This is a genomic window from Chlorobium sp. KB01 (assembly GCF_001975465.1).
Classification (GTDB): domain Bacteria; phylum Bacteroidota; class Chlorobiia; order Chlorobiales; family Chlorobiaceae; genus Chlorobium.
Genome location: NZ_MPJE01000100.1, coordinates 1 through 14,110 on the forward strand (window position 1 = coordinate 1; position 14,110 = coordinate 14,110).

The following is a 14,110-nucleotide window of genomic DNA, read 5'->3' on the forward strand; positions in this document are numbered from 1 at the left end:
CTTGAATATTCCATAATTCGCCTCCTTGTTGGACGCGACATCTATATTAACACATAGGGTATTGCGCTCTCCGCACTTCTTGCCCGTGCGCTCAGTTCCGAGCTCTACCGGCTTCCTTTTGTGTTCAGCGCCTATAACTTTCTGTTTGCTTTTATTGTTATCGTCATTGTTTCGTTTCTCTCCGCTCTTGCGGTCAAAAAACGACTGACATCGCTCGACCTTGTCGAGGTATTGAAAACCAGAGAATAGATTATGACCGTATCGAAAACACAGAGAATTGCAGGGCTCTCGCTTGCTTCAGTTGCTCTTATCCTTTTTTTTGTATTCAGACCCTCTCCGCTTCCCGTTGATACCGCGCTTGTCCGCTGCGGCCCGCTTCAGGTAACGCTTGAGGGCGAAGGTGTGACGCGCGTAAACGACCGGTATGTTCTCGCCGCTCCGGTAACCGGAAAGCTTTTGAGAATGACCATCAAGGAGGGCGACAGTGTCCGGAAAGGCAGTGTGCTTGCCTCACTTCTTCCGCCCGAACTTGACTCAAGAGCCGGGCAGGAAGCCGCAGCAAAAGCCGAAGCCGCCCGTGCTCTATTTGCTGAAGCGAATGCTCGTCACCGTCGTGCCCTGCTCACTCGTGAACAGGCAGACCGCCGTGCTGTGCGTTACCGGAACCTCAAGCAGGAGGGTGCCGTATCACTTGAAGCCGCTGAACTTGCTGCGAGTGAGGCGGCAATTGCCCGCAAAGAGGCCGAAGCCGCCGGTGCGGCAGCAACAGCAGCCCGTTACAGCCTGGATGCGATTCAGACCTTTACCAACAGTCAGATATCAGGAAAGCCTTTGGCGGTGATCTCACCTGCTGATGGACGGGTACTGCGAATCCATGAAAAGAGCGAGAGGCTCATCACTGCCGGATCTCCGATTGTCGATATCGGCGACCCTTCGGCAATCGAGATTGTCATTGACGTGCTCTCAAGTGATGCCACAAAGGTGCGTCCCGGAAACCCTGTTGTGATCACCGCATGGGGTGGCCGGAAGGAACTGCAGGGAGTGGTGAAAAGCATCGAACCTGCAGCATACACCAAAGTTTCCGCACTCGGCATCGAGGAGAAACGGGTCAATATTGTGGCACTCCTGAACGCTTATGAACCGCTTCTCGGCGATAATTTCCGTGTTCAGGCGGAGATTGTTCTGAGTGAAGCAAATAATGTGCTCCAGGTACCGGTAAGCGCCCTGTTCAGGGGAAAGGATGAGTGGCACCTCTTCGTCATTGATGGAGGCAAAGCTGTCGAGAAGGCCGTCAGGATCGGCATGCGTGGGGCCAGGCAGGCCGAGCTGCTCTCCGGGCTCAGGGAGGGGGAGAAGGTCGTTGTGCATCCCACCAATGAACTTCGTGACGGCATGAGGGTAAAGATCCAGGAGTAGCTCCCGGTGGAGTGTTGTACCCCTCGTTTGCAATGAACTTTCATCTCAAAAAGAACACTTGCACATTTCCCCTGCCGGTGTAACTTTACCCCCATGAAAAAAACTGCACCAGTACAGGAGAGAGCGCGAACCCCAATCGCCTCTCACAGCTCTATTATCATTATCGGAGGGGGGGCCTCAGGGTTGCTGGCCGCCGTCTCGGCGAGGCGGGCAGCCGAAGATGCCGGAATCGGCACTGAAGCATGTACCATCACCCTGCTTGAGCGCAACCCCCGTACCGGAACAAAACTCAGACTCTCCGGCGGAGGCAAATGTAATGTCACCCACGAAGGCAGCCCGCAAGAGCTGCTTGAAAAAGGTTTTATCCGTCGCAATGAACAGCGTTTTCTGCGCCATGCATTGTATAGTTTTACCAGCAGTGACCTTCTTCAGCTGCTGCTTGCACGAGGTGTTACCACCAGGGTGAGAGCCGATGGAAAGGTGTTTCCCGATAGCGGCGAGGCCTCATCGGTAGCGATTGCTTTTGAGGAGCTGCAGCGGATCGCGTCGGTAGTTGTGCGCACCTCCTGCAGGGTCAAAAGTGTTGAGCAGCGGGATGGCCTCTTTTATGTCCGAAGTGCAGCTACACTGTTCACTTCGGATGCCCTGATTCTGGCTACCGGCGGCGTGTCATACTCTGGAACCGGAACAACCGGAGACGGCCTTGCAATTGCAAAGGCATTCGGTCATACGGTCATGGCCCCCTCTGCCGCACTTACTCCCGTTTACACCATCAAGCCTCCTCCGGCCTCTCTTGCCGGAGTTGCCCTGCGTTCGGCCGGACTTGTCGCATCCGGGGGAGGGCGGAGTGTCGAACGGCGAGGAGATCTGCTCTTCACCCATCGCGGTTTCAGCGGGCCTGCGGCACTCTCGCTTTCACGCGATATTGCGGAGCTTATGCGGGAGTCCGGCAGCTGCCAGCTTTTTGCCGATCTCTTTCCTGATCATACAACCGCCGAAGTCGAACAGTTTCTGCTTCGCCAGACCAAAAAAAATGGCGCACAGATGGTGCGCAAATTCCTGCAGATCTGCCCGATAGCGCCGCCCGAGGGAGCATTCGGCACGGCACCCCACGGCACTATACCTACCGCTCTTGTGCCCTCGATCATGCGTCATGCCGCAATTGAGAGTGAGGTGACCTGGAGTATACTTCCCAAAGAGAAACGGCTCGCATTGCTTGCAGTGCTGAAGCGTTTTCCGCTTGGAAGCGTTCGTGAAACAGTGCTTGATCAGGGGGAGGTATCGGCCGGCGGTGTTTCACTTGCAGAGGTGAACCCGAAGAGCATGGAGTCACGGGTGGTTCCGAGGCTGTTTTTAAGCGGTGAACTGCTCGACTATGCCGGTGAAATCGGAGGATACAATCTTCAGGCGGCATTTTCAACCGGCTGGATGGCCGGGCAGAGTGCGCTGAAGAGTTTGGTTCAGAAAGCCTGAATCCCGAATCCGATAGGTCCTATAAACATAAAAGGGCGATCACGCAGGATCGCCCCTACACCCATTCAACATTCAGAATCCAAAATCCAAAATCTCTTTACCCGCAGGAGTAGAGGGGTTCTTTGGTTACACTGTCCATCTGCATAATGGCAAACCGGCTTTTTTCCAGATCGAAGGAGAACTCCGGATTGTCGTGAAAAACAACAGCTCTCTTTTCGAATCGTACTCTCATCGGCACGCTGACCTTGCGTTCATCACCGCACACGTTGTTTTTTACTCCGGGCCTAAAGAGTTCACTTCCGGAACCCGGTATTGAAACCTCTACGGCATGATCAACCGTACTGAGGGCTTCAACCGATCCATCCACCGAGAGCTGGACGGAGTTGATATCGCCATGAATGCCGTTCGGCTCGTTATCGTAAGCAGTCAGTATGCCGATTGGCGTCGGGATATCAATTTTTTTAAGCGGCTCAAACGAGCGTATTTCACCCGATTCATAGAAAGCCAGTCCCGTCCGGATGGTGATCTCTCCAACCGGGGTTGCCACCTTGAGCGTTTGGCCGGGCCAGAGGGTTATGCTTTTCAGTGCGCCACTCTCATAAAACTGGAGCGCTATGATTTTCGCGGTGAGTTCACCGACCGGAGAACGGAAGGTAAGTGCCTCTGCAAGGGCAAACTCGTTTTTCCAGGACCAGAATCCACTCAGCTTTCCGTCAAGGGGAAATATCCGCTTGATGCTGCCGTTTTTGTGAAAGGTGACCAGTTCAGCTGGGATAGCTCCAACCGGCGTTTCAAGCATGGTTTGTGACTGCAGTGCTATCGATTTGAGCGAGCCGTCCTTGTAGAAGTACATCGGCTTAACCGCTCGCCGTCCCATATCCTCCGCTTCATACTGGGGAACAAGGGTGCCGTAAGGTGTTGTCAGGGTATTGGGCTCTGTGACAAGACAACCGTCCATCTTCCCGTTTGAATAGAGAGTGCGGAACTCCACACCCGAAAGGTCTCCGTACAGAGTGTTTACGCTGCTCATGTTTATCGCTTGTTTAAAGGGTTGTCAGGGTTACCTCTCCTGCCTGCCTTTAATGAAGCAATAACCGTGCCGAAAAGAACAGGTATCGTTAACTGTATATCTTGAAATAAGATGCTGTGTCTTTTTTTGCGATTTCGCCGGGAGTATATGCTACAAAAAGGTAGAAAACCAAACAGACGTTACCTTCTGGTAGGAAAATAGATATAAATTATCCGGATTATTCCTTCCTGACGCAACCCATCCATGATACAGCGGTGCACTTCCGGCTTTCGGGTGCCTTTTCGACTTCTGCAAAGTAAAGGATCAAGAGCCTCTCTCGACAGATTCAGAACTTTGACTTTGCTTTTCTGAACGCCTTTTTCAGGTCGTTAAGGGCAACTTCAGCACCCTTTCTCATCTCCATCCAGGCATCCTCGCTGCTGTGCAGAAGATCAGCAGCTTTTGTCGCTGTGGCTTCACGATGCAGCTTTACCTCTTCAATATGCTTCTTCAGGTTTTGCGTGATCTTCTCTGCTCTCTTTTCAAGCTTTGCGATATCGCGATCCCACGACCTGAGTTTGCGGTCGAACTTGTTGATAAAGAGTTTGCGTTCCATAGTGTTGTTATCTGATTGATTATACCGGATACACTTCAGGTTTTCTCATTACAAGAACAGTTATCAGCGCTTTTTCGTTTTGTTTTGCATGGATGTATTGTAAAATCGGGTGATTAAACGCACGTTTGAGTGCCCTGGAAGGGAGGCAAGGGGTGTTTAAAGCGGGAGGTAACAGGGGTGAGGGCGAAAGATGCTGCACATGCTCTGCTATTTCTTCTGCATTTGCAGTGCTTTTTCCGAAATGATCTCTTCAACATTTGAAGAGATGGAGAGACTTCGCATGAGTTCAAGCAGGTTCTGCTCTACGTTGAGATTCAGTTCGACCGGTCGCCCGTTCTGATAGTCGGGATTGCTCCCCTTGAGCTGGACAGCAATGACAGACTTGCCGTCAGGGGTCATGCTTAATGAAGAGTTCAAATGCACATAGAGAAAGTTTGACAGGGCCTCATAGGTTGTGCGCAGGCCCTGATTTGCCGCAGCCCGCTCTTCCGGAGTTGTGGCATAGATGATCTGACCGTTCTGTTCGGCGTTCATGTCTCCATTGCGGATTTCAAACAGCTCATTCTTTAAGGCAATGGGGATATCGCCCTTTATCGTACCGGTTGCAAAAATCTTTTTCGTTCCCTGGAGATCCAGCAGTTTCTGCAGGGGAATGTTGTTCACGTGAAGGGTGGTTTCCGCGCTTTTTTTTGCCATATCGTAGTCGACACGTGCGATAGAGAGCGAACCGTCAAGCAATCCCGAACTGAAGTCAGTCAGTGATACAATATCAGGATGAAGCCTGTTCTTCCAGAGGGTAATCGTTCCAAGTGGAGCGATCAGCAGCAGCTCTCCTGATGATGTTTTACGTCCGAGGCGGCTGAGTTTAAAACGGATGGTGAGGCCTCCATCCAGTGTCCGGGTGAGGAAAATGTCAGGTTCGGTAAAGGTGTAGCTTGCCTCGGAGGTTGCACTGCTTAATATCCGCTCCTGTGTGGTTTGCTTTTTGCGCGGAGTTGCAATGGTTACTTTTCCTCCGCCCGTTGAGTGCAGCCTGGCGTTGTTCACGGCAAACCGTGATTTGTCGATAGTAATCGGCACGACTCCGTTGATGGAGCCGGAAAGCGAACCCTTGAAATCGCCCTGCAGCTTTACCCGTTCAAGAGCTTTGATATTGTTCAGTTTGATGGTGAATCGGCTGCTTCTGGTTGATGGATCGAAACTGAAGGGTGTTGAGGTGATTTTTCCGCCGAGCAGTGTTGCCGAGAGGCTGTTCAGCGCAAGTCCGGAAAGTTTTTTATGTCCGCTGTTGAGCTTTATTGTTGCATTGACATCCTTGAGAAGCTTCCCTCCGCCTTTGGATGAGCCGATATCGAAAGAGAGGAGGGCTCTTTTCTCTTTGGTGTAGAAGATAATTTTTGAGCCTTTTGATGCCGCAAGTGAAGCATTTCTGACGGTTACTGTCGAGTCCTGAAACTCAATGGGCAGTGAGCCGCTCACCTTGCCTGATGCAGCCGGGTTTTTGTTGCCGCTCTGAAAAAAATCCAAAAGTTCTGCAAGCGGAATTTCCGCAAGAGAGAGGGTAAAACTGGTCTTTTTATCCTTAAGGTCGTAATCGATTTTCTGTGATGAAGCCTGCCACTCAAAGAGGTCAACGGAGCAGTTGCTGAGCGTCAGCGTGCAGGGGTTGAGCGGATCCTGCTTTGAGCCGAAAAGCGCCCTGAAGTTACTGACCGGAGAAGGATATCCATCACTGGTGAGTCTGGCTATACGGAGGGTATCCACCGGCTGCTGCCACTTACCCGCCTCACCTGGATGCAGGTTGTAGTTTATCCCTTCCAGACGAAGTTTTTCACGACTCGCCATCCCGTTGACTACCGGATACGAGATGGATAGTGGTTTGACCGTGAGCGAAAGACCCTTTTTCAGGGAGCCCGAAATTCTTGCGGTTATGAGGGGGTTTGTGTCGCTGAACCCGAAGAGATCCGGATTTGTGGAGAGTGATAGAGAGTCGGCAAGAAGCGTAACTTCAGCATTAAAGAGTGTCGGCAGGAACCCTCCGGAGCTTTGCCCTGATGTGATTTCGGGATTTATCGAGACTCTTCCGCCGAAGAGCGAAAGTGTGAAAGTGATCGGTTCATCACTGCATCCGTCGGGAGGTGGAGTAAACGATGTTTTCAGTCGACGGAAACTGATGCCGGAAGTTGAGGGAGAACTCAGACCCGAGAGCTCAAGCTGGAATGGTTTCCCTTCAAGTGCACGATTGAGAAGCAATGGGGCAAACAGGGGAAAAGAGAGCCACGCTGCTGCCGGAATGAGTACCAGCAGCAGGAGAAAAAAAAGAAGTGTGCGTTGCAGCCATTTTTTCACGGAGAGAAATATCTAAGGGGGCTCTTTTACTTCTTTACCCAGTTACCCTGTACCTGAATCCATGTGCCTGCCGGAAGACGTGAATAGATTTTCTGGTACATCATGGCGCCGACAACATCAAGCGATAGGTTGTTTTGTGCTGCAACTTTTGCGTACTCTGCGCGTCGGGAGTTGTTGATTGTTGTAATCAGTTCCTGAGCATCCGCTGAGGCTCCGGGAGGAACGGCAAGCAGTCCGTTGTCAACTTCTCCGGCAAGGCCGCTGGAACGTGCGGTTTCAAGGTCAAGAGCATATGCCGGAAGGGCAATGCTGAGTACAAGCATCAGGAGGATGGCTGTTTTTGAGGCTATTCGCTGTATGGTTCTCATGGTTCTGTTTCTCAAGGTTAGAATAATCCTTTTTTACTGTCAAGCAGGTTGTCGAGTTCACGATCAACCTTGATTCTGATTTCGTGATCAATTTTTATATTCATATTGATCACGATGGGTTTATCGGGGGCTTCAACCTTTACCGTCGGACTGCACGCACTCATGAGTGCAGCGGAAGTAAAAGAGAAGAGGGTTAACAGACTGATGGTTGATTTCTTCATTACGGTTCCTTTTGTTAAGGGTAACTCTGCGGTTAGAAATAGTTCATTGAAATACTCAACTCAAGCTTCGAGGTGTCAAGCGAAAAAAGTGCTTCGCTGAATGATGGCGGACCACGCCTTATTTTAGGGTTGTTGGAAACACCGAACCCCTCATTTGGAATGCCGATAAAGTTCTTGTCCATTTTGCCGTTGCTGTTTTCATCGTGCAGTACACTTACGGCATAGGATCCGTAAGGGATGTTTTCAAATGTGGCGTCAATTGAGGAACTTCCGTTTTTACATACTCTTGTCGCAAAGGCGCAATCGGGTTTGTCGGGAAAACCTCTCTTTGTCGTATAGAGTGCAAAGCCAAGCATGCCGTCGGGATTTTTAAGCCCCTTGATGTGAACGGTGATTGAGCCGGTCTGATATATCGCTGAGCTTGCCGGAACGACATTTTCTGCTGTAAGCGGCTTCGTTGCCGGCAACAGCAGGAGGAGTGCAAGCGGGAGAGCTGTCTTCATGAGGTTCCGAACGGTTTTGGTGATTGCACGTCCGGCAGCATATCCGGAGTATTGAGCAATATCGTTATTTGTAAAGCAAAGTACAAGAGCTGATAAATGGCCCAGCCTGCAGAATACCACTCCGGAGTGCTGAACGTTTTTTATCACTCTTTTCAGGGAGGTAAAACTATTAAATCTCCGCACTCGTTTAGAGAAAACTGTCAACCATTAACCGGAGAAAACGATGACCATTGAAGTTACAAACTATCACATTCTTCTCTATGGCTCTCCTGAAGGCTATCAGACCAACCGTGCCCAGATTGCACTCTACGGGCCAGGTGGAGCTGTCGCCGGTTACATCAGGTTCAATGATCCGGGGATGCTTTTTGAAAATGACAGCCAGTCGGGAAGCACTATCTTGATGCATCTGCCATCATCCATGTTTCAGAGTGTGCTTGACGTGCTGAGAAACGAAAAACCGGTCTATATCTATTTTGCCCAGGGGAGAGGTTTTCTTTCGACATCAACCGAGCCGGTGGGAGAGGGGGAGTAACCAAAATGACCAGATATATGAACAATACCATAGAAACAATTCTCAGGCGACGGAGTATCCGCGCTTACGAGCCGCGGCAGCTTGAAGAAGATGAGCTGAACACCATTCTCCAGGCAGGGCAGTATGCTCCGAGTGCCATGGGCCAGCAGCCATGGCATTTTACGGTAATAGAGTATCACGACAAGCTTGAAACCTTGCAGAGTGCGTGTAAAAATGTTTTTCTCTACTCTGACAATGCAGCACTCCGGGAAACGGCAGCCAAGGATGGTTATCATGTCTTTTACCATGCGCCGATGCTTCTCATCATCTCCGCCGACAGCTATGCCGTTGCTCCCAGGGAGGATTGTGTGCTCGCCATGGAAAATATGCTGCTTGCTGCCGCCTCCCTCGGTATCGCTTCATGCTGGGTCCATTCACCCATCATCCTCTACCAGAGTGCCGGTGGTCCTCAGACTTTTGCTGAAATCGGCGTGCGGTTCCCGGAGGGTCATCAACCCTATGCTTCAGCTGTTTTCGGTTACAGCGCCAAGCCCTGGCCGGATGCCGCACCAAGAAAACCCGGCACGGTTACCCGGATAGGGTGAAGGGTTAAGCGTCTGCTTGTTTACCTGTTCAGGCCTCGGAGTTAAGAGGCAGGGAGAGATTGCCCGGTATCATCTCGTCGATGTTGCTGACAGGAATGAAAAAGCGGTTCTTCGGTGTATGTTCAGTCCTGCTGTGCAATATTCCCCGAGCCGCACCTGAAGTAAGTGTTGCGAGATGGCCGGCAAAGTTTTTTGGAAGCGTTAAAAAGCCCTGCTCTTCGCTGCAGAAAAGGTTCCAGGATTCAGGGTCAATGGCAAAGACACATCCGGCTTCAATGGTGATGAAGGGGATATTCTCCTGGTGAAAGGTGGTTTTAAAGAGCACTTTAAGCAGGTTCTGGCTGCTCTGTATGCCAAAATCGAGACCGGCACTCATGGTTACCGGTTTTTCCTCACTATAGAGATCCATAGAGAGATCAAGCTGCTCCGTTGTAATCTGGACAAGAGCAAAATTAACCTGTCGGCTGTTATGTTCAGGCATGGTGTTTCTTTAAGGTGTGCTGATGCTGGTAAGGAACAGTTCGCTCTTTTTGCAGAGCGGGAGGAAAATATGGAATATATCTGAAAGTGCTCTTTATTTGTTATCCTGCTGACGATTATAACTGTTGGATTGCTGAATTCTTTCCGTATGGTTATGTTACTGTCCAAAGCCGGCATGACCTTGTAATGATTGCTACCGATCGCTGTTTCCATGCGTGAGTTTATCCTGCCCTCTTTTTTCGAATCCAATGTCCCTCTCAGGGAGAGGGGCTATTATGCCATTGGCGGCACAGCCCGTTTTCTTGCCCGGCCAGAAAGCATCACTGATCTTTCGGCGCTTCTCTTCTGGAACCGCGAGCACCGGCTTCCACTTGCCATCATGGGAAAAGGGAGCAACATCATCTTTTCCGATGAGGATTTTCCCGGGATTGTGCTCTCTCTTGAAGGGATGGAGAGGATCAGCTGGCTCTCTGAAGAGGAGCTCCTCTGTGAAGCGGGAGCTGACAATACCCTTATTGCCGAAGAGCTGCTTAAAAGCGGAAGGAGCGGCGGGGAGTGGCTCTACCGTCTTCCCGGTCAGATAGGCTCAACCGTCAGAATGAATGCCCGCTGTTTCGGCGGCGAAGTTTCAGCGATCACCGCAGGGATTCTGACGCTTTCGCTGGACGGCCGGCTCTCCTGGAAGCCGCCCGAAGAGGTTTTTCACGGCTACAAGCATACCGCTCTGATGGAGAACCCGGAAATCGTAGTTGCCGTCGTGCTCCGATTTCCAACCGAGAAAGCGGAGTGCGAGATCCGGCGCCAGATGTATGAGCATAAGACGGAGCGCGATAAAAAGCATCATTTCGATTATCCGAGCTGCGGCTCCACCTTCAAGAATAACTATGAGGCCGGGCGTTCCAGTGGGCGTATTTTTGAGGAGCTTGGTTTCAAGGGTATGGTTGAAGGCGGTGCCATGGTCAGCCTCCACCATGCCAATTTTATCTATAACAGGGGAGAAGCCACGGCCGCCGATGTGCTCAGGCTTGCCGGCCGTATGCGGTCGGCCGCACTTGAGCGGGCTTCGGTTGAACTTGATCTGGAGGTACAGTGCATCGGACGTTTTGACAGAACCCTGCTTGAATTGTGCGGTGTCCGATGCCGGGCAGACCGGAGTGATCCCGGAAAAGCATGGGCCGGTCTTCTCTACTCTCCCGATGACATAGAGAGCGAAACCGCTTTGCCGTGTTTTCCGGTTCTGCTTGTCGAGGGGCGGCTGGTCGGTTACTCCTTCCATGATCGGGAGCTTCCCGCTGGCGGCTTTGCTGCCGTAGAGCAGCTTCGTTCACTTGAGGATGGAGTCTCCGATCCCGAAGCGCCATTTCTGCGCTGGACAACCCTGCGCACAGAGAGCGCTCTTTTTGCCTGTAAACCGCCTTTATCGCTCCCAGGAGGCTCTTTTGTCGAGGGTTTGTGGCAGTATGGGGTTTCTGAGCTTTTTATCGGTCAGGGCGGTGCGGGAGAAGCATATCTCGAATTTGAAATGACCCCCGAAGGCCACTGGGTTGCACTGCGTTTCGAGGCGAGGAGAAGAAGAGCGAAAGGGTATGAGGCGCTTTCGGCGGAACCCTGGATCAGCGGATTGACGATGGTCAATGAGAAGGATCGATTCGGTCTGGAGTTTTCCTATGCGCTGCTTGAGCCGTTTATTGCTGATAGCAGAGTGTCGCTTCAGTGCTGTGCATCGTCGGGAAGGGGAGAGTACGGGCTCTTTCCCTGGTGGAACAATCCCTCGTCACCGGCCGATTTTCATCAGCCGGACAAGTTTTTCAGAGTCACACTTTCATGAAGCTACAAATCACCTGCGGGCATTCGGGAAACCTCTGCGGCAGTGAAAACAGGGCCCTCCTTGCAAACATAGATTGATCCTACGTTGCAGCGGCCGCATTTGCCGAGCCCGCACTTCATACGGTTTTCAAGCGTTGTATAGACATTTGACTCTTCAAAGCCGAGCTTTTTGAGCGAGATCAGTGTGAACTTGATCATGATTGGCGGCCCGCAAAGCACAGCTACACAGTTGTCGGGAGAGGGCGCAGCCTCTTCAAGCACAGTCGGCACAAACCCGACACGGTGCTTCCAGTCGGGAGACTCTCCACCAGGATCAACCGCAAGTACCAGCTCCACATCATCACGCTTCATCCACTCCTCAAGTTCATGCTTGTAAACCAGGTCGGCAACCGTGCGGGCACCATAGACTATGGTCACCTTGCCGAATTTTTCGCGCTGGTCAAGGCATGACCAGATAACGCTTCTTGTCGGAGGAAGGGCGATGCCTCCGGCGATGAAGAGCAGGTTCTTGCCGTAGAACTCTTCAAGCGGAAAGCGGTTGCCGTAAGGCCCCCGGAAGGTTACAAGGTCGCCGATATCGGCGCGGGCAAGCGCAGAGGTCACTCTTCCTGACTCACGGAAGGTACACTCAATGTAATCCTTGCGGGTCTCGGGGCTGGCCACGCAGAAGGTGCTCTCACCCTCACCATAGACTCCGTAGAGACCGAACATGCCGGTACGGAATGTTTCTTTAAACAGTTCATGATCGGCCGGGTCCTGAAACTCAAGCCGCATGGTTCTTACGCCTGGCGCTTCGTCGTGGCGGTCGACGATTTTCATGATGGCCGGCTTGTAGATGTTCTGTGCCGCGTTGCTGTTGTTTTCTGTCACTGCGATAATTTTGAGATCTCTTGTAAAGTTTCTGTTATTCCCATGTCAACCGGGCACTCTCTGGTGCATCTGCCGCATCCGCTGCAACTGTTTGCACTGAACTTGCCTGGAAAATAGTTGAACTTGTGCATGATTCGCTGACGCCATCGGGCAGACTGCGTAGCTCGGGGGTTATGACCCGATGTATGCATGGTAAAGAGGGCAAAGGAGCAACTGTCCCAGTTTTTGCGTCTGATGCCGTCAAAACTTCCCCCTTCGTCCTGAATGTCAAAACAGTGACAGGTCGGACAGAGATAGGTACAGGAACCACAGCCGATACAGCGCACCGAGATCTCCTTCCAGAACCGGCTGTCGAAGTTCTCAGGGTTTTTCAGCCACTCGGCACAGGCATCGGCATCGAACTTTACCGGAACATTGACGGTTGCGGCAGCAGGATCGGAACCCTCCTGAAGCAGGTCGGCAACCGCTTTGAAGGCTTCACGTCCCCGATCAGTAAGCTCCTCAACCAGCCATCCTTTGTTGTTCTCAAGGGGCCGGAGCAGAATATCGGAACCTTTCGTGCTGTCAGGAGCGAGCTTCAGTGAGGTACACATGCAGAACTCGTCCGCTTTGGTACAGGCGATGGTCACAATCACCGTCTCATTGCGCCGCTGAAACCAGTACTCATCCTTGTAGTCCCAACCGAAAAGCGGGTCGTCAATAGCCAGACCGGATGCATCGCAGGCTCTTGCACCAAAGATGATCCGGGGGCCGGAAGGGGCCTTGAAATCAGAGGTGTTGATCTCTGATTTCGTAATGGTGTAACGCAGCATCGGTTCGCTCTGCGGGAAAAAAAGCTCCTTGATTGAACGGTCGGCGAGAACCAGATTGAGATCAAGTTCCGAAGCGGATTTAACTGCATCGTAGACTGAACTGTTGGCTCTCTGTACAGGACCGATAACCGTCATGCCTGCCGAACGCCATCGTTCGACACAACTCTCCAGTTTATCGGTAAAAAGGATTTTAGTCATACGCCTTGGTTACTTAGAGAATGAATGTCTCGGAATCGTCCTTTTTAAAACTTGCAAGCACCGGTTCCTGCGTTTTGCTCGTTCCGGCAAAATGGTTGAAAGAGTCCAGAACCTCCTGGGCCATCTTCCGGTTGATGAGACGGAGGGGAATGTTGACCGGGCAGGCCCTGTCACAGTTCCCGCACTCCACGCAGCGACCTGAAAGGTGAAATGCCCGTACAATATTCCATTCGAAATTTCCGAGCGTATGGGATGAGGTGTTGACCCATTGCGGCTGATTGCTGTCCACAATGCAGCGGCGGCAGTAGCACATCGGGCATGCCTGGCGACAGGCATAGCACTTGATGCATTTGGAGAACTCCTGCTGCCAGAATGCAAAGCGCTCCTCGGGGCTCATCTTTTCAATCTTTTCCAGCAGCTGTTCTCCGGCAATTTCGGGGGTAACATCCTTCAGTGCAGCAAGAAGATAGGTAAAATCATCTACAGTGCTTCCCTGGAGAGCCTTCAGTTCACCCTTCGGCGCGTCAAAACCGATGATGACAATCTGGTCCGGATCAAGCTGGGCCTCTGCTGCCAGGACATTCAGGGCTCGAACACCTTCAGGCCGGAGAAAAACGGCCACACGCTTTCCGTCGCTCAGCAGTCCCTCGGTAACCAGGTAGCCGGATAGATTGGTAATGCAGGCACTGTCAAGCACAAACCGGTCACACTCTTCCGGAGAGGTGATGAAAAGTGGACGACGGCGGTCGGCGGTAGAGCCGGGACCGTAGCCGATAACCATTTTAACCTCACCGCTTGCAAGAAGCTCTTTTGCCCTCGTTCTGTATTGTTGCTCGATACTCATCGCGTATT

General features: G+C 51.8%; 15 protein-coding genes and 1 pseudogene. 6 read left to right on the forward strand and 10 right to left on the reverse strand.

The genetic code is table 11. The features are described 5' to 3' along the window. Positions 1-57: 57 nt before the first annotated feature. The 3 genes and pseudogenes from BOO20_RS10525 to BOO20_RS10535 all read left to right on the forward strand — a co-directional run. Positions 58-249: pseudogene (locus BOO20_RS10525) on the forward strand (hypothetical protein); the annotation flags it as partial. Positions 250-252: 3 nt separating this feature from the next. Next, entirely contained in the window at positions 253-1,416 is a 1,164-nt protein-coding gene (locus BOO20_RS10530) for an efflux RND transporter periplasmic adaptor subunit (protein WP_076792577.1), read from the forward strand. Between the two features lie 93 nt (positions 1,417-1,509). Further along, entirely contained in the window at positions 1,510-2,889 is a 1,380-nt protein-coding gene (locus BOO20_RS10535) for an aminoacetone oxidase family FAD-binding enzyme (RefSeq protein ID WP_076792579.1), read from the forward strand. Between the two features lie 97 nt (positions 2,890-2,986). Here BOO20_RS10535 and BOO20_RS10540 read toward each other — a convergent pair whose 3' ends face one another. From BOO20_RS10540 to BOO20_RS10565, 6 genes are all read right to left on the reverse strand, one after another. Further along, entirely contained in the window at positions 2,987-3,919 is a 933-nt protein-coding gene (locus BOO20_RS10540) for a hypothetical protein (protein ID WP_076792581.1), read from the reverse strand. Between the two features lie 325 nt (positions 3,920-4,244). Further along, on the reverse strand, positions 4,245-4,514 hold the full coding sequence (locus BOO20_RS10545) for a hypothetical protein (RefSeq protein ID WP_006366827.1): 270 nt from the start codon (positions 4,512-4,514) through the stop codon (positions 4,245-4,247). Between the two features lie 207 nt (positions 4,515-4,721). Beyond that, positions 4,722-6,863 (reverse strand): YdbH domain-containing protein, encoded by a 2,142-nt coding sequence (locus BOO20_RS10550; RefSeq protein WP_076792583.1) that lies wholly within the window; start codon positions 6,861-6,863, stop codon positions 4,722-4,724. A gap of 26 nt (positions 6,864-6,889) precedes the next feature. Next, on the reverse strand, positions 6,890-7,231 hold the full coding sequence (locus tag BOO20_RS10555; RefSeq protein ID WP_076792584.1) for a YdbL family protein: 342 nt from the start codon (positions 7,229-7,231) through the stop codon (positions 6,890-6,892). A gap of 17 nt (positions 7,232-7,248) precedes the next feature. Beyond that, positions 7,249-7,452, reverse strand: a complete 204-nt coding sequence (locus BOO20_RS10560; RefSeq protein ID WP_076792586.1) for a YnbE family lipoprotein — start codon at positions 7,450-7,452, stop codon at positions 7,249-7,251. 32 nt (positions 7,453-7,484) lie between these two features. Further along, entirely contained in the window at positions 7,485-7,955 is a 471-nt protein-coding gene (locus BOO20_RS10565) for a DUF2141 domain-containing protein (RefSeq protein ID WP_076792616.1), read from the reverse strand. A 223-nt stretch (positions 7,956-8,178) separates the two neighbouring features. Here BOO20_RS10565 and BOO20_RS10570 point away from each other — a divergent pair, with 223 nt between their 5' ends. Further along, positions 8,179-8,487: a hypothetical protein gene (locus BOO20_RS10570; RefSeq protein ID WP_076792588.1), complete on the forward strand. Its 309-nt coding sequence runs from the start codon at positions 8,179-8,181 to the stop codon at positions 8,485-8,487. A 5-nt stretch (positions 8,488-8,492) separates the two neighbouring features. Beyond that, entirely contained in the window at positions 8,493-9,071 is a 579-nt protein-coding gene (locus BOO20_RS10575; protein ID WP_076792589.1) for a nitroreductase family protein, read from the forward strand. Positions 9,072-9,099: 28 nt separating this feature from the next. Here BOO20_RS10575 and BOO20_RS10580 read toward each other — a convergent pair whose 3' ends face one another. Beyond that, on the reverse strand, positions 9,100-9,552 hold the full coding sequence (locus BOO20_RS10580; RefSeq protein WP_076792591.1) for a hypothetical protein: 453 nt from the start codon (positions 9,550-9,552) through the stop codon (positions 9,100-9,102). 210 nt (positions 9,553-9,762) lie between these two features. On the opposite strand from BOO20_RS10580, the gene murB reads away from it, so the two are divergent. Beyond that, complete coding sequence (gene murB / locus BOO20_RS10585) at positions 9,763-11,379, forward strand: UDP-N-acetylmuramate dehydrogenase (protein ID WP_076792593.1); 1,617 nt, start codon at positions 9,763-9,765, stop codon at positions 11,377-11,379. 2 nt (positions 11,380-11,381) lie between these two features. Here murB and BOO20_RS10590 read toward each other — a convergent pair whose 3' ends face one another. The 3 genes from BOO20_RS10590 to BOO20_RS10600 are packed head-to-tail and all read right to left on the reverse strand — an operon-like array spanning position 11,382 to position 14,102. Continuing rightward, complete coding sequence (locus BOO20_RS10590; RefSeq protein WP_076792617.1) at positions 11,382-12,197, reverse strand: FAD/NAD(P)-binding protein; 816 nt, start codon at positions 12,195-12,197, stop codon at positions 11,382-11,384. 47 nt (positions 12,198-12,244) lie between these two features. Next, the gene (locus tag BOO20_RS10595; RefSeq protein WP_076792594.1) at positions 12,245-13,258 is read right to left on the reverse strand and encodes a 4Fe-4S dicluster domain-containing protein; all 1,014 of its coding nucleotides are present in this window, start codon (positions 13,256-13,258) and stop codon (positions 12,245-12,247) included. A 13-nt stretch (positions 13,259-13,271) separates the two neighbouring features. Next, positions 13,272-14,102, reverse strand: a complete 831-nt coding sequence (locus BOO20_RS10600) for a 4Fe-4S dicluster domain-containing protein (protein WP_076792596.1) — start codon at positions 14,100-14,102, stop codon at positions 13,272-13,274. Positions 14,103-14,110: the final 8 nt, after the last annotated feature.